Raw genomic sequence first — 15,270 nt, 5'->3', positions numbered from 1 at the left:
CGACGAAATCGGTTATGCTCTATGCCTGGCTAATGAAGGATGTAGTCGGCAGACTACGCCCAGGTGGGCAAAAATAACCAGCAGGCTTCGTCTGGCAAGCCAGAGAGAAATTAAACTATTTTAATTGTTTTGGGCATGGATTACTTCGTTTACATAATTCGAAGCCAAACAACTTTGAAAACCTATGTTGGCTGCACAAATAGTTTGACCGAGAGATTGAAAAAGCATAATGAGGGATTGGCACAATATACCAAAAATAAAGGACCATACGATTTAATTTGGTATTGCTGCTTCAAAAATAAAGAAAAGGCTTTCCTTTTTGAGAAATACCTCAAAAGCGGTTCCGGTCGAGCGTTCTCACTAAAACATTTATTAAAATCCCTTTAGCCGCCGTAGTTCCCTTTATTTATTTTCTATCAAGAGGAACGAAGGAGGCTGACTCTCCGCCTTTAGCCGACGAAATCCGTTATGCTCTACGCCTGGCTAATGAAGAATGTAGTCGGCAGACTACGCCCAGGTGGGCAAAAATAACCAGCAGGCTTCGTCTGGCGAGCCAGAGCTTTTGTCAGCTTAATGCCAGAACTATCTCCGCCTTTGACCGACGAAATCGGTTATGCTCTATGCCTGGCTAATGAAGGATGTAGTCGGCAGACTACGCCCAAATGGGCAAAAATAATCTACCGGCTTTGTCCAGCAGGTCAATTTTAGTACCACTTGACAAAATTTAAAATTTCTTATATAATCCAGCCTGTTAAGGTGCTCCCGAATTTTCGGGAGATAATCGGGAATCCCGTGCTCTAATTTTTTAGAAAATCGGGAGCTGCCCCGCAACTGTAAGCCCAAATAATAGATCCAAGCATATCGCCACTGTTACCACGGGAAGGCGCTTGGGATTCGGGCAAGCCAGGAGACCGGCCTTAACAGGATATTTACCGGACCTTCGAGGGAAAAGGTCGGGCTTGATTTGTTTTAAGGTCAAGGCTCGAATCTTTTCATAAGGTTCGAGCTTTTTCAATTTGGGGGTATATGAAAAAATCCTTTCTGCTAATCACGGCAACGCTTTTTTTTATAAGCTGTAATCAAACGGAACCCCAGCGGCTGTACTCCGGGGGGAAATTAACAATAACCGACGATATTGGTCGGACAGTTTCATTATCCAAAACCCCTGCCCGGGTGATCTCCTTCGCTCCCAATGTGACTGAAATGATCTACGCCCTGCAGGCCGATGATAAGCTGGTAGGCGTAACCGCCTGGTGCAACTATCCCCCGCAGGTCAGGGAGAAAGAAGTGGTGGGCGACGCTGCTACCGCCAATCTGGAAAGGATACTGGCCTTAAAACCGGACCTGGCGGTCATGGTGGGAACGAAAAATACTCCCATCCTGGCCAAACTAAAGGCGCTGAACATTCCGGTATTGGTCCTGAACCCGGTCAGCCTTGACGATATATCCCAAAATATCCAGCTTCTTTCTATTGTTTTCAATAAACAGGCCGCTGCCGATTCACTATTGGCTGTTTTCTCCGCCACCTCAAAAAAAACAACCTCCTCCCTGGAGATGATTCCGCCAGGTAAAAGGCCCAAGGTCTATGCCGAGATATCGTCTCAGCCGTTGATGACCGCCGGCCAACTGGGATTGGTGGGGCTGCTGATAGATCGAGCCGGGGGTATAAATATCATGTCGGATGTTGGACGGGATTATGCCGTCATCAACCCGGAGGTCGTCATTCAACGTCGGCCGGATATAATACTGATCCTCCATCCCCAAACCGATAAAAAACGATTGTCTGAACGGATTGGCTGGCAGAACATCCCGGCAGTTAAGAATAAAAAAGTGTTCGACGATCTGGATCTGGATATTATCCTGCGGGCCGGACCCCGGTCTGTTATGGGATTAAAAGAGCTTAATAGAATATTTTATGAGAAATAAGCATTTAACCTGGCTGTCGCCGCTGATACTTTTCCTGGCGGTTTTGGCCGGCCTTTCCTTCGGCCCTGGCGGGTTCGGACTGTTGGTCAGCCCGGAGATAGCCTCCATCAGGCTGCCCCGGGTCTTGCTGGGAGCCCTGGTGGGGATGGGCCTGGCTGTTTCCGGCGCCGCCCTGCAGGCGGTTTTGGGCAATGCCCTGGCCGAACCCTATCTGTTGGGGGTTTCAGGCGGAGCGGCCTTCGGCACGGCTTTAGCCTTAATCCTGGGCCTATCGTCCGGCCTGGCCGGGGCTTTCACCTTGCAGTTATTTTCTTTCTTTTTCGGAGTGGCCGCTATCTTTTTGGTCTACCGGCTGGCCAGGGTCCACGGGCGGCTTCCTTCAGAGACCATGATATTATCCGGCGTAGTGGTCAATGCCTTCTTCTCCGGCCTGATAATGCTGCTGATGTCGCTGGCCGGAAGACAGCTGCAGGATATGATCTATATTTTAATGGGCAACCTGGGGATACTGTTTACCCGGGACACCGTCGTCCTGATGGCCATCGCCTCGGTGCTGGTGGTTTCAGGATCGGTCTATCTATGGATCCAGTCGAAAAACCTGAACCTGCTGACCCTGGGGGAGGCCCAGGCCCAGAGCATGGGGGTTCCGGTGGAACGGCTGAAAAAGATCGTGTTTTTCATCATGGCCCTGATGGTGGCGGCGCTGGTTTCCTTGGCCGGGGTGATCGGTTTTATCGGGTTGATGGTGCCCCACCTGGGAAGGATGCTGTCGGGGCCGAACAACAAACGCCTGCTGCCGGTCTCCGGACTGTTGGGCGCCAGCCTGTTGATCCTCTCGGACACCTTGGCCAGAAGCTTGGGTAATTTCGAAATCCCGGTCGGCGTTATTACAGCTCTTTTGGGTGTGCCGTTTTTCATTTTCCTGTTGTGGAGGAAAAAATCGCAGAAGATATGATAGCTGTAAACCATCTGACATACCGCTACGGAACGATCACGGCCCTTCGCGATATCAGCCTTCAGGCCGCTTCCGGAGAGATGATAGGGCTAATCGGGCCCAATGGCTCGGGCAAAAGCACTTTACTGGCATGCCTGGCCGGTTTAAGAATTAATTTCTCCGGCCGGATAATGATTGGGGGAAAAGATATCTCCGGGTATAATTCGCAGGCTCTGGCCCGGGTGATCTCGGTGGTTTTTCAGGACAATTTCTTCCCCTTCGATTTTACCGCCTACGAGATCGTGGCCATGGGCCGGAGCCCGTTCCTGAAAGCCCTGCAGGATGAGACCGCCCGCGACCAAAAGATAATCGAGGAGGCCATGCGGCAGAGCGACTGCTGTCAGTTGAAGGAACGTTCTATCACCGAACTTTCGGGCGGTGAGCGGCAGCGGGTGATATTGGCCCGGGCCTTGGCCCAGCAGCCCAAAGTATTATTGATGGACGAGCCTACCAATCATCTGGACCTTAAGCACCAACGTTTGATTTTGGATACGGCCAGAAGATTAAGCTCCCAAAGCGGGGTTTTGGTCATAGCCGTCCTGCACGATCTGAACCTGGCCGCCAGTTTTTGTGACCGGATAATACTGCTGCATCAGGGGGCCATTAACGCCGATAGCCGGCCCAACGAAGTATTAAAAGAGGCCGTCTTAAAACCAGTCTATGAGACGGATATCGATATTGTTTTGCATCCCAGAACCAATAGGCCGCAAATTCTTATTTAAAAGGAGATATTCCCATGTTGAAAATGAAGATCGGCGAAAATGCCGGAATAATCTGGCAGACAGTAAACGCCAAGGGCGAGCAGAATGTCAGCGCTTTAAAAAAAAGTACCCGGCTTGATGATAAAAATCTTTACCTAGCACTGGGCTGGCTGGCAAAGGAGAACAAAATAATTTTCACCCAAAAACAACGACAAATCATGATCGGTTTGAGCTGATAACAAATACTGCTGTAAACCTATCCCTGACCAACTACCGGTAAATAATATGATCGCCCAAAAAGCAAATATTCCTGATACAAAAATACTGGACGAGATAATCGCCGCCATCCATGACATCAACTATGGCGAAATCGTGATAACCATTCACAACTCCAAAATCGTCCAGATAGAGAAGCGGGAGAAAAAAAGATTTGCCCAGAAAGGAGGGATTTGATTATACGTGAAATTTATTCGGGCCCAGCCGGAAACAAAAGCGACCGCACCAGACGGAGCTTAGATTACCCCTATTTATCATTCCCAATATTATTACCAACAACCGGCCTACTGGACTACCAGAAGTTAAAAACCTCAAAGGAGGGAGCTATCCATGTTGTTCTCATTAATAGCCGTTTTATTTGTAGCAGCCGCGTCCCCCGACAGCACTACGACTGCCCAAGCCGTTTCCGACAACGACGTTACTGTATCTATTGATACTTCCATCGAGAAAGAAACACTCAAACCCGCTATACTGGCCGACAGCATTCCGGTTTTCACCATGAAAGGCATCGTGGTGACCGCCACCCGGACACCCCTGGCCCAGTTGGCGGCCCCGGCCAGTGTTTCCATCATCGGCCCCGATCCCAGCGACCCCGCCAAGGGTGCGGTGGCCGCCTTCTCTCAGGTGCCGGGAACCAATTCCGGCCTCTATGGCGGGTTGGGAAGCATGGCAAATTTCAGCATCAGAGGCTCCTCTGCCGAGCAGGTATTGTTCCTGCTAAATGGAATGCCCTTGAATTCTGCCCTCAACGGAGGGTATGATCTGAAAAAACTGAACGCCAACATAAAACGGATCGAGATCGTCAGAGGTCCGGCCTCGGCTCTTTACGGAGCCAATGCCCTGGCCGGTGTGGTCAATATAATAACGGTTGACGATGCCCCGGAAAAGCCTTATTCCAGAATAACCTATCAATACGGCAAGCATAAACAACAGACTATGTCGGCCGTCATTTCCCGGCAGTTGAACCGTTTTACGGACATCATCCTTTCGGCCGACTGGAAAAGCACCGACGGCGAAAGATTAAATTCGGATTACAGCGGCAGCAACTATCTTCTGGGCTTAAAAATCAGGCCCGACAGTCTGATCCGGATCGGGATGGAATACCAGTCCTATCAGTCTATCGGCGGATCGCCGGGAAGCATATCAATGCAGACCCCCAATGACAGAATGACCGACGACCAGCAGGATTATTACGCCAGCCTGGAATATTCGGACATTGTCAAGTTCAAAATAGGTCAGAGCCAGATCAATACCTTTTATTATTACGAATACAACAATACCGCCCCGGAAAATTTTTCCCGGCAAAGCAATGCCGACCTCCAATTTACTTACGGATTCCGGAAGGGGTTCAACACCGTATTGGGCGGCGCCTATCAACAGGTAAAGAGCGAAAGCGATAATTCCGGAAATCACCGGACCAATCTATATTCGGCCTTTCTGAATCAGGAGTATCGCCCCTGGCGCCAATGGCTGATAGTGGGCGGACTGCGATATGATAAAAACTACGGACATGATGCCCAAACATCGCCGAACATCTCCAGCAGTTGGCAGTTTAATGACCGCTGGACGATCTACGGGAACTACGGCCAGGCCTACCGGGTGCCCACCATCAATGAACTGTTTTGGAAAGATCCTTACATGTCAGGGAATCCCGACCTTGTTCCCGAAAAATCATGGCAATATGAATGTGGAGTGAGATTCACTGACGATTGGCATAAAACATCAATCTCGGGTTATCGGCGCCAGACTAATGATATGATAAGATGGCTAACTGATATGAACACCTGGCTTACAACTTGGGCCAATAATCTGGATGTCAATACCTCCGGGGTTGAAATATCTAGCGAAGTAACTCCAATGAACCATCTATTTTTTGATTTTAATTATGGCTACTGTTTGGCAGAGGTGTCGTCCGATAGCAACCGGGAACTAAACTATACCCCGGCCAATTCCGCCAGAGTGGCCCTTTCCCTTAGGGATATCCCCATTACCGACCATCTCTCGCTCAGCTGGCAGGTAAACACCCAGTATAAGGACCGCCAGCTGGTCAGCCACCCCGATGAATTTGGTCCGGGATTCGAACTGCCGCGTTATTTTGTTTCCGGCCAAACGCTTTCATTGAAGATCCGGGATGCCGTCTTGTTCTATAAGATCGACAACTTATTCAATGCCGAATACCAGGTGCGGGCCGGATATCCCATGCCCCGCCGGAGCTATGCTTTCGGCATATCCCTGGAGCTTTGGAACTGATCGTTTAGGTTTTTAACCGCAGAAAGCCCGATCCCCCTCGGGCTTTTTATATTTGACAACTGCCATCACTTAGTATAAAATCCTTTATATGGATCACCAATTGAAAATAGCCTGCCTGGCCTCCGGCGATGGTACCAACCTCCAGGCCATTATTGACAATATCGAATCCGGCCGGCTGGAGGCCCGGATAGTGGCCGTCATCTCCAACGTTCCCGGCGCCGGCGCGCTGGCCAGGGCCCAAAAGCACCATATTCCCTGGTTTGTGGTAAATAACAAGGAATATGCTTCCCGTCAGCTTTTCGACCGGGAACTGGCCGCCATCATTGACCGCCAGGAGGCCCAATTGATCTGCCTCTGCGGATTTATGCGCATTTTCAGCCCGTTCTTCATAGACCATTACCCGGGCCGCATCATCAACATCCATCCCGCCCTGCTGCCGGCCCATGGCGGCAAGGGATTCTACGGGCACAAGGTGCACCAAGCGGTGCTGGCCTCCGGCGATAAAATATCGGGCTGTACGGTTCATTTTGTGGACCAAGAGGTGGACCACGGACCGACAATTTTACAGAGGACCGTGCCGGTGCTGCCGGAGGACACTGCGGATAGCCTGGCTGACAGGGTGCTGAAAGAGGAGCACTTGGCCTATTCCCAGGCCATAGCCCTGATCGCCCGGGGCGAATTGAAAATCGGTCTTAACAAAAACATCCCCTTAAAGATGCGGCCCTAAGATGAAACGTAGTTTTATTTTAGCTTCCCTTACCAGCCTGTTGTTGTTCCTGATATTCCCCCTCTTTTCCCTGTGGCCCCTGGCCTTTGTCTCATTGATCCCTCTGTATTTCGGTTTTGAAAATCTCTCGACTCACAGAACGTTCCTGGTGACCTGGTTGAGCGGATTTTTCTTTTTCTGCGGCCTGCTGCATTGGATAGTATTCAATCCGGCGGTGGAGAGCTGGGTCCGCCCCTTGCTTTATCTGGGGGTGATGTTGATCGCAGCCTATCTCTCCCTTTTCCTGGCCGCATCCTTTACTCTGGCCAAATGGCTGACCGGCAAATTGAATATACCGTTTTGGTGGGCGGCACCATTCGGCTTGGTGCTGTTCGATTTCATCCGCAGCCACGGCATCCTGGGCTTCCCCTGGGGTTCGTTGGGCTATAGCCTGGCCCGGTGGACCAGCGCCATTCAAATGGCCTCTATTACCGGGGTCTACGGTGTTACCTTCTGGATCGTCCTGGTGAACGGGTTGATCTATGGGCTTATAAAATATTTTATAGCCAACCGGCCTTTCCGGTTGACCCCCCGGTTTTTTTTGAGGATGGCTTTAGTTCTGCTGGTCTTTGCCCTGCCCCCGCTGACCGGCAAACTGATGCTATTTCCGGTAAACAAGAAGATACGAAATTCTCCGCTGCTGAACGTCTCCCTGATACAGGGAAATATCCAACAGGGCTTTCGCTGGGACCGGGAATTCCGGGAATATAACTGGCAGATCTACGATTCTCTCAGCCGGCAGGCCGTAAAACAGCCGGTCGATCTGCTGGTGTGGCCGGAGACCGCCCTGCCCTTTTATCTCCGCTATGAGCCGGAATATTACCTGCGGGCTCTTTCCCTGGCCAACGATTTGAAAAGCAGCATCCTGACCGGGGTCCCGGATTTTTCCTACGAACCGAACCGGCAGACACAGCTTTATTATAATTCGGCTTTTTTGATACGCCCCATCTACGGGCTGACCGGCTCTTATGCCAAGAGACACCTGGTGCCGTTCGGCGAAAGGTTCCCCTACAAGGAGAAGATCCCCTTTATCAGAAACATTAATTTTGGCGAGGGCGAATGGACCCCGGGGGCCGACAGCATTATTTTCGATATGGGCGGCATAAATTTCTCCTGTATGATCTGCTTCGAATCCATCTTCCCGGAGATCGCCCGCCAGCAGGTAGGCCGGGGGGCCCGGTTCCTGGTCAACATCACCAATGACGGCTGGTTCGGGCGATCCGGGGCGGCCCGCCAGCACGCCGAGATGGCCGTCTTCCGGGCAGTGGAACAGAGACGGGCGATAGCCCGCTGCGCCAACTCCGGCATCTCCATGTTCATCCTGCCCACCGGAGAGATCATCAAACCCACCCCCCTTTATAAACAGATGATAATAACCAATGCCATCCCGCTTTTGAACAACAGAACCTTTTACCAGAAATATGGCGATCTCTTCGTTCTATTAATTCTTATCGTCTCTATTTTTCCCCTTATGGCCCTTCTTGTTAAATCGCTTCCTTTCAACCTGCCAAAGAGTTTTTTACCACGGAAACACCGAGTTTTTGGAAGAGTCAATTCTTAAGAGATCCGGTTAAGGCCCGGTGCGTTGCTTTTGCAACGGTCCTGTAGCCATTGGCATCAACTCAATGTTATTTGTTTTTCCCCGATCGTCCGGGAATAAAGTTCCTCCCTTTATGGTATATTGGGTAAAAGGAGGAATGAAAGATGTCCCACTATATCTGGTTATTCCCGATGGCTGGAGTCCTGATAGGATTCGCCTTAAGCTCGGCCTTCCTGCGCTTAAAGCCCGCATTCTCAAAGGGATATACCCGGAACAACTATGGACCCATTGAAAGCAACGACCTGAAGCTCGGTCTGCTATTTACGGTTTACGGTCTGGTTCTTGTTATGCTCTGTTCGACGGGATACTCTGCGTACCGGAATATCATCCAGGCTCGTAATGACTCCGGAAAATTTATTCCAGGAGGCGATATCATCAGGATTCCGGTAGGGCTGATCCCACCGCCCCCGCGTCTTGACGACAGGTTCGTTGATCCTGTTATCCCCGGGCCGGCAGCGGTTGACGCCCCGATGCCCGGCATCCCCACGCCGGTGCCTGATGCCTTGGCCACGGATGACGGCGGCTTTTCCCAGAGGGATCTGAACAACGCCATGGTGGCCAATGCCGTCAATACCGATAGTATCAAAGGTCCGGTTGAATTTGTCAAAGACAACGATATCCCCGTATCCGGCGCCTATCAGGAGTTAAGCAAAGCACCGGAACTGATCAAATCCGTCAAGCCGGTCTACCCCTCGATCTGCATCGCCGCCCAGGCCCAGGGCCGGGTTTTCCTGAACCTGCTGCTGGATTATGACGGCCATATCATGAAGGTGGAGATCGTCAGAAGCTCTGGGAATACCGCTTTGGACGAAGCGGCGGTGGCTGCCGCCGGGCAATTCATCTTCTCGCCGGCCCTGGCCTCCTCCGGCCGGGCGGTACGGGTCTGGCTGGCCTACCCCATCACCTTCACCCTGGGAAAATAGCCGCGGCGGACAATTAGAAAAAGGGGAAAGCTTGCGCTTTCCCCTTTTTTCATATTCCCGGCCCTCAGCCTCCGTTGGGAATACCTATCTCTATGGCGGTGGATATCTCCGGGGGCGGGCAGGGTGAATCGCCGCCCGGTAGATATATGACTATTGTTTTTACCTCATACACCACGTGAGGCACCGATGAAGCCGCAGGCGGTTTTTTCCTGGCCGCGTCGGACGCCTGGCTTGTTTCTTTACTAGGAGCGCCAACGGCGGTGTTCGCCTTTTTTGCCCGGGGAGATATCATTGCAACCGGAGCCTTAACTTCCATAAAAGCAGTTTCCTCCAACCTGGATTTCTTTTCTGGAGTCCGGGATCCGTCAGTATCCCCCGGCTTTCGGCCGGCAACCAAACCAACTGTGATTTCTTCCTCTTTTACGGCGGCTTCCATTGTCCGGGATCCCTTTTCCGAAGCAATAGTAATATCGGCGGCTGCCTGTTTCCGGCTGGCCGCCAAAACATCTGTCTGCCCTTCATCTTTGAGGGAAACTCGCGGCTGTCCGGAGGTTTTTTTTGAGGATGCGACCGACGGCGGCCCTTGGACCGCCCGAATATTCGGTGTTTTTATCTTGTCACCCTCAAGTTTAATTTGTCTTTCGGTTTGCAAAAACATGTTATTGGACACTACCACTGCCAAAATAATCGTTGCCGCAGCGGCAATCGGCACGCCCAACCACCGTAAGACGATCCCCCCGGATCTCCTTCTTTTTTCCATCTTTCTCCGGGCGATGCCGCCGGCCACCCTGGAGGCCAGGGTGGCAAAATATGCCTCGGGAGCCGATGGGCATTCCGCATCGGCCACGGCCCGGTCCAGGTTCTTTAAGTGCGAGACCAATCCCCGGCATTCCGGGCAATGGCTCAGATGGGTCTCTACCATGGCTCGATCCGGTTGACCCAGTTGTCCGTCAATATAGGCTTGCAATTGGTCCAGATCTATTTCATGTTTCTTTTTATTCATATAACATCTCTCAATCTTTCCATCAGGGTCTTTCTTCCCCGAAATAGCCGGGACATCACGGTCCCCTGGGGAATCTTCAGAGCTTGGCTGATCTCTTCATAGGAGAGCTCCTTGTCGACCCTCAATAGGATGACCTCCCGCTGGTCGTTAGGCAGGCCGTCTATCTCGTTCCTGATCCTTTGGCAGGAGTCTTTCTGGATGGCATTCTCCAGGGGATCGTCGGAATCCGACAGCTGGTGGTCTTCCTCCAGGGCCACGTAGCGTTGTTGTTTTTTGGCCGCATCATGGCAGAGGTTTATGGTTATCCGCACCAACCAAGTATAAAATCGGTACCGGCTATCGTAGGATTTAAGGGAAAAATAGGCCTTGATGAATGTCTCCTGGACCGCTTCGTCGGCCGCCGCATGACATCTTAAATACCTGGCGGCAGTGGAATAGATGGCCCGCTGGTATCTTTTTACCAGCTGGCTGTAATGGGCGTCCTGGCCGGACAGCACCTTTTCTATCAGTTCTTGATCTGTGAGTGTTTCCAAATTATATACCGCTTAAAACCATGCTTTATTCCCTAATAATAAAAGGCGGAACGCTCCGCCTTTTATTAATTTCCTGATGTAATCCGTATTGTATGGCGGAGAGGCAGGGATTTTGCGCCATAGGCGCATCCGCCGTCGCTCTGCAGCATGTATTACTGCCGGCGGAGAACCCTTCAGCTTCCGCTGTATCCAAGGTTCACTCAAATAAAATGGCGGAGAGGCAGGGATTTGAACCCTGGATACAGCTTTAAGACCGTATAACGGTTTAGCAAACCGTCGCCTTCGGCCACTCGGCCACCTCTCCGCATTAAATAATCACACTAATTATAACGTTTTTTTGTCTGAAATTCAAGACAGCGTTTCCGGACAAGCAATTCCAAATTTAGCTTTGCCCTATCACTTAATGGCGGAAGCGAGAGGATTTTGCACCTGCGGCGCATCCGCCGTCGCTTTGTTTGCATAATTCCTGCCGGCGGAGAACCCCGTGGTCTTCAACCACTCCAGGGGTTCTTGCAAAATGGCGGAAGCGAGAGGATTTGAACCCCTGGTGCCTTTCAGCACAACGGTTTTCAAGACCGCCGCCTTCAACCACTCGGCCACGCTTCCATGATGATAGTCAAACTCAGTTAACATTTTAACACCTAAATATATTGGTGTCAATCTAAATGTTGTCTAAATGTTCGTTATATTGTTCACCCTATGTTTCGAGGTTTAGTAAAAAACAGGCCGCCCCTATGGGCGGCCTGTTGGTTGGATTATCCTCTTATTTCAAGACTATCATCTTCCGGCTTTGGGTCTTGTCGCCGGCGCTTAAGTGATAGATATACACCCCGGCGCTGACCTGCCTGTTATTGTTGTCTTTCCGGTCCCAGTTGATGGTATAGCTTCCGGCCGACTGATCTCCACTTACCAAGGTCTTCACAAGTTGCCCGGCTATGTTATAGATGCTCAGTTTGACCTGTCCGGCCTGCGGCAGCTGGTAACTGATAATCGTAAACTGTTTGAATGGATTGGGAGCGTTCTGGGATAATTTGAAGTTCAGAACCGGGATCTTATCCTCCGGATTCCCGCTCACCCCGTTCACCTCCCCGAAATCATCCATGATCTTCTGGACCACAGCCTTGGCCTGGGCTTGGTCCATGAAATACAGCGGGTAGCCCAGCAATGCCGTCTTGAAGTCGCTTCCCAGATACCTTACCCCGCAGTTCTGGCCCTCGAAACTGCTGCTGTCGTTTTTCATGTCGATGTCGTAGATCCCCTCGGCCGGTGATACCGGGGTCAGCTTCTCTATATACCGCATGGTCCCGCCCCAAGAGACCACCGGAACCTTGGCCGAGTCAACCGAGACATCCGGATAGCTTAGTTTACCCACTGCCGCCTGGAACGAATTCGCTATCAGTGATCGGCTCATCTGGGATACCTTCATATAGTCGTATATGAAACTTCCGGAATAATAATGGGCGGTATCTATATTGTTGCCGGTGACATCCGCGCTGGGCTTCCACCCGGCCAGGCATAATCTGCCGCCGTGCGACAAATACAACTCCAGATCGCCAACACAATTGCCGAACATCGGGGAACTGTAGTCATCGGCGTGCCAGAACACCGTGGAATACGAGGCCAGGTCAACCAGACCCGGCTTCTCCCCGCTGGTGCCGTATTCGTGCTCTGTTATGGTATAGCCCTCCAGCAGGTCCCTGAAATACTTGTCCTGGGTGGTATCCCGGGGGAAGCTCCCGCTGGTCCAGTTCTGGGTCTCATCCACCACCAGTATCCCTTTATCCAGCGTCAGCAGTACCGGAACGCCGATAACCTCGGAGGCAATCGGGCTCTCCTTCCCGTCAGTGTCAACCGCCCGGACGGTAATATAACAATTGACGTTTGATATCAGCCCTGTTATGGTGTCGGATACTGAAGTAGTGTATTGGTTATAATCGTAAGACCCGCTGGCATAGCCATAATAGATATTATAGCCCACGATGTTGGCTGCCGCATTCGGTGTCCACTCCACCGCCAGTTCGTTTCCGGTTCCAATATCGCTGGCGATGACAGCGGCTACCTTCTGGGGATAGTTGGCCAGCGTGCCCAAAAACCCCGTCCCAGCCTTGATGATACTGGTAACATAGCGCATGTTCATATACGTAGTGCTATCGTTGGTCTGGTGATAGACCGTGCTGAAAACATCCTCTTCGCTGTAGGTCACCGGAAACCCGCGGATGGAGAATTCCCAGCTATCGCTGCCATTAAGATATACGCTGTTATACACCGGCACCAGATTGGTGTCGGCGGTTCGGCCGTACCATCCGGCCAGCTGTCCCAGCATGTAGGCATATTCTTCCGAGCCCGGATAAAGTTTGGAAATAAAAGTGCTGTCGTTGCCTTTATATCCGATCATGTCGTAATTGAGCATGCATCCTATGTCCATACCCTCTGCCAGAGCCTGCTGGGCATAATATTCACTGCCGAACAGACCATATTCCTCCGCATCAAAGGCAATGAACCTGACCGTGCAGTTGGGCCGGTTGCCGGGCTGGGCCAGTACCCGGGCCATTTCCAGTGCGGCTACTGTTCCCGAGGCATTATCATCAGCCCCAGGAGCCTGAGAGTATTTTATTAAAGTATCTGAATAACGTCTGTCAGAATAGGAGTCGTAATGCCCCCCTACAATATAAACAACCGATGTGTCTAAAAGGCCCGGTATCGTGGCAATGATATTATGCTGTTTGGGGCCGAACCCGATATTAAAGGTATCTAATATAACATCGGTAATGCCCATGTTCAGAAACTGATTCCGTATCCATCCCACCACCGAGTCATGATTGGCGGCGCCCAAAAACCTGGTGTTAAAAGATTGCAAAGCTTCTATCCGGGTGCGCACCTGGGCGGTATCAACCAAATGGGTCAGGGTCGCTATCGATGAATCCCTGGCCAGGGTTTTACCCAACACATAGGTAATGGCGTTGAGTTTTATCGGCTCCCCGGAGAAATCCTTGATGGTAAAAGCCTCGTAACCCCTGGCGGATGATTGCTTGATTTCGGGGGCTTCCAACAGATAGCTTCCGTTATGAGAGAAAATGATTTTTTGGGCGGGGACGGCAGCAGCGAAGCCTTTTCTCCGATAGGCCCACTTTAGGTTTTTTGAATCGCCCTGGTATATCCTTTCGGCATTGGCAACCGGCCTGCCGGACACCAGCAGCTGTTCCTCCATGGCATAAAACACCTCCCAGCCTTTATCGGCGGCATAGCGGTAGGCGTCGGTGCCGGGAGCAAGTTCTACTTTGTAGATCTCCACCGGCAGGGCGAACAGATATCCCCCTAGCAAAGAGAAAGCTACCGCAAATAACAACCCGGTTTTTTTCATCGCTCAGTTTCCTTAAAAAATTATTGCGTGGTTTTCTGAATTATACACCCCTTTTGCGCCAAAAGCTACCCCCTGGCCATGGCCCTCAATTTTGCCACCCTTTCTTCGATCGGGGGATGGGTGGAGAACAGGCTCATCAGACTTTTGCCCGAAAGCGGATTGACGATGAACATGTGGGCCGAAGAGGGATTGGCCTGAATGGGCCGCACCTGCACCCCCCTTTGCAGTTTCTCCAAGGCATCGGCCAGACCGTAGGGGTTCCCGGCTATCCTGGCCCCTCCGGCATCGGCGTCGTACTCCCGGGTGCGGGAGATCCACATCTGCACCAGCAGGGCGGCAATCGGAGCCAGGATGGCCATCAGGATGAATCCGATGGCCCCGCCACCGCTGTTACGGTCGTTGTCACGTCCCCCGTAGCCGCCGAACATGGCGGCCCATCCGGCCATCCGGGCTATCATGGTGATGGCTCCGGCCAGAGTGGCCACTATGGAAGCGATCAGGATATCATGGTGCCGGATATGGGCCAGTTCATGGGCTATCACCCCCTGCAATTCCTCCCGGTTCAGAAGGCTCATTATCCCCTCGGTAACTGCCACGCTGGCATGTTGCGGATTGCGCCCGGTGGCAAAGGCATTGGGAGAAGATGACGGAATGACAAAGACCTTGGGCATGGGTATTCCGGCCCTGGTGGCCAGGCCTCTGACTATTGAGTGCAGCTCCGGGGCCTCGGCCTCGGACACCTGCCTGGCCCGATAGCTCATCAGGGCCAGCTTGTCGGAGAACCAGTAGGCGAAAAGGTTCATCCCCCCGGCAAACACCAGGGCCATCATCATCCCCTGCCGGCCGCCCAGAAGATTGCCGGCCAGGACCAGAATGACGGAAAGTCCTGCCATCAGGACCAATGTTTTAAGCCTGTTCATGTGAATTTTTACCTCTA

13 protein-coding genes, 2 tRNA genes and 1 other annotated feature are annotated in these 15,270 nt (G+C 51.8%); of the genes, 8 read left to right on the top strand and 7 right to left on the bottom strand.

Annotation, left to right across the window (positions count from 1 at the left end; genetic code table 11):
- The first annotated feature begins 737 nt into the window (after positions 1-737).
- Positions 738-935, top strand: a binding site (cobalamin riboswitch).
- Positions 936-1,203: 268 nt separating this feature from the next.
- From A2273_05910 to A2273_05895, 4 genes are read left to right on the top strand one after another with little or no spacing between them, the layout of a single operon-like run.
- Positions 1,204-1,926: a hypothetical protein gene (locus tag A2273_05910; protein OGF07989.1), complete on the top strand. Its 723-nt coding sequence runs from the start codon at positions 1,204-1,206 to the stop codon at positions 1,924-1,926.
- A complete protein-coding gene (locus tag A2273_05905) occupies positions 1,916-2,881 on the top strand; it encodes a hypothetical protein (protein ID OGF07988.1) in 966 nt (321 codons plus the stop codon). Before A2273_05910 ends, A2273_05905 begins: the two co-directional genes overlap by 11 nt.
- On the top strand, positions 2,878-3,642 hold the full coding sequence (locus A2273_05900) for a hypothetical protein (GenBank protein ID OGF07987.1): 765 nt from the start codon (positions 2,878-2,880) through the stop codon (positions 3,640-3,642). Before A2273_05905 ends, A2273_05900 begins: the two co-directional genes overlap by 4 nt.
- A 17-nt stretch (positions 3,643-3,659) precedes the next feature.
- A complete protein-coding gene (locus A2273_05895; GenBank protein OGF08044.1) occupies positions 3,660-3,857 on the top strand; it encodes a hypothetical protein in 198 nt (65 codons plus the stop codon).
- Positions 3,858-4,208: 351 nt separating this feature from the next.
- On the opposite strand, the gene A2273_05890 is transcribed toward A2273_05895, so the two are convergent.
- A complete protein-coding gene (locus A2273_05890; protein OGF07986.1) occupies positions 4,209-4,406 on the bottom strand; it encodes a hypothetical protein in 198 nt (65 codons plus the stop codon).
- Here A2273_05890 and A2273_05885 point away from each other — a divergent pair.
- The 4 genes from A2273_05885 to A2273_05870 all read left to right on the top strand — a co-directional run bounded on the left by A2273_05885 (position 4,396) and on the right by A2273_05870 (position 9,436).
- On the top strand, positions 4,396-6,147 hold the full coding sequence (locus A2273_05885; protein ID OGF07985.1) for a hypothetical protein: 1,752 nt from the start codon (positions 4,396-4,398) through the stop codon (positions 6,145-6,147). The genes A2273_05890 and A2273_05885 overlap by 11 nt on opposite strands.
- Positions 6,148-6,235: 88 nt before the next feature.
- Positions 6,236-6,874: a phosphoribosylglycinamide formyltransferase gene (locus A2273_05880; GenBank protein ID OGF07984.1), complete on the top strand. Its 639-nt coding sequence runs from the start codon at positions 6,236-6,238 to the stop codon at positions 6,872-6,874.
- Position 6,875: 1 nt separating this feature from the next.
- Complete coding sequence (locus tag A2273_05875; protein ID OGF07983.1) at positions 6,876-8,474, top strand: apolipoprotein N-acyltransferase; 1,599 nt, start codon at positions 6,876-6,878, stop codon at positions 8,472-8,474.
- A 143-nt stretch (positions 8,475-8,617) separates the two neighbouring features.
- Complete coding sequence (locus tag A2273_05870) at positions 8,618-9,436, top strand: hypothetical protein (GenBank protein OGF07982.1); 819 nt, start codon at positions 8,618-8,620, stop codon at positions 9,434-9,436.
- A gap of 64 nt (positions 9,437-9,500) precedes the next feature.
- Here the strand turns inward: A2273_05870 and A2273_05865 are convergent, their stop codons facing one another.
- From A2273_05865 to A2273_05840, 6 genes are all read right to left on the bottom strand, one after another.
- Positions 9,501-10,439, bottom strand: a complete 939-nt coding sequence (locus A2273_05865; protein ID OGF07981.1) for a hypothetical protein — start codon at positions 10,437-10,439, stop codon at positions 9,501-9,503.
- Positions 10,436-10,972, bottom strand: coding sequence for a hypothetical protein (locus tag A2273_05860; GenBank protein OGF07980.1), 537 nt, complete (start codon positions 10,970-10,972; stop codon positions 10,436-10,438). Before A2273_05860 ends, A2273_05865 begins: the two co-directional genes overlap by 4 nt.
- A 210-nt stretch (positions 10,973-11,182) precedes the next feature.
- Positions 11,183-11,276: transfer RNA gene (locus A2273_05855), tRNA-Ser, on the bottom strand.
- A gap of 214 nt (positions 11,277-11,490) precedes the next feature.
- Positions 11,491-11,578: transfer RNA gene (locus tag A2273_05850), tRNA-Ser, on the bottom strand.
- 157 nt (positions 11,579-11,735) lie between these two features.
- Positions 11,736-14,333 carry a hypothetical protein gene (locus A2273_05845; protein ID OGF07979.1) on the bottom strand — a complete coding sequence of 866 codons (2,598 nt, stop codon included), beginning with the start codon at positions 14,331-14,333 and terminating at the stop codon, positions 11,736-11,738.
- 65 nt (positions 14,334-14,398) lie between these two features.
- On the bottom strand, positions 14,399-15,253 hold the full coding sequence (locus tag A2273_05840) for a protease HtpX (protein OGF07978.1): 855 nt from the start codon (positions 15,251-15,253) through the stop codon (positions 14,399-14,401).
- Positions 15,254-15,270: the final 17 nt, after the last annotated feature.

The organism is Candidatus Edwardsbacteria bacterium RifOxyA12_full_54_48, from assembly GCA_001777915.1.
Lineage (GTDB): Bacteria > Edwardsbacteria > AC1 > AC1 > EtOH8 > UBA2226.
Note: the sequence above shows the minus strand (reverse complement) of the source record. Positions and strands in the feature narration are given on the sequence as shown.

Excerpts from the sequence above, each read along its gene's own strand:
- A2273_05880 (OGF07984.1), top strand. The coding sequence starts at position 6,236 with ATGGATCACCAATTGAAAATAGCCTGCCTGGCCTCCGGCGATGGTACC.
- A2273_05845 (OGF07979.1), bottom strand. The coding sequence starts at position 14,333 with ATGAAAAAAACCGGGTTGTTATTTGCGGTAGCTTTCTCTTTGCTAGGG.
- A2273_05840 (OGF07978.1), bottom strand. The coding sequence starts at position 15,253 with ATGAACAGGCTTAAAACATTGGTCCTGATGGCAGGACTTTCCGTCATT.
- A2273_05905 (OGF07988.1), top strand. The coding sequence starts at position 1,916 with ATGAGAAATAAGCATTTAACCTGGCTGTCGCCGCTGATACTTTTCCTG.
- A2273_05885 (OGF07985.1), top strand. The coding sequence starts at position 4,396 with ATGAAAGGCATCGTGGTGACCGCCACCCGGACACCCCTGGCCCAGTTG.
- A2273_05870 (OGF07982.1), top strand. The coding sequence starts at position 8,618 with ATGTCCCACTATATCTGGTTATTCCCGATGGCTGGAGTCCTGATAGGA.
- A2273_05900 (OGF07987.1), top strand. The coding sequence starts at position 2,878 with ATGATAGCTGTAAACCATCTGACATACCGCTACGGAACGATCACGGCC.
- A2273_05890 (OGF07986.1), bottom strand. The coding sequence starts at position 4,406 with ATGCCTTTCATGGTGAAAACCGGAATGCTGTCGGCCAGTATAGCGGGT.
- A2273_05910 (OGF07989.1), top strand. The coding sequence starts at position 1,204 with ATGATCTACGCCCTGCAGGCCGATGATAAGCTGGTAGGCGTAACCGCC.
- A2273_05865 (OGF07981.1), bottom strand. The coding sequence starts at position 10,439 with ATGAATAAAAAGAAACATGAAATAGATCTGGACCAATTGCAAGCCTAT.
- A2273_05875 (OGF07983.1), top strand. The coding sequence starts at position 6,876 with ATGAAACGTAGTTTTATTTTAGCTTCCCTTACCAGCCTGTTGTTGTTC.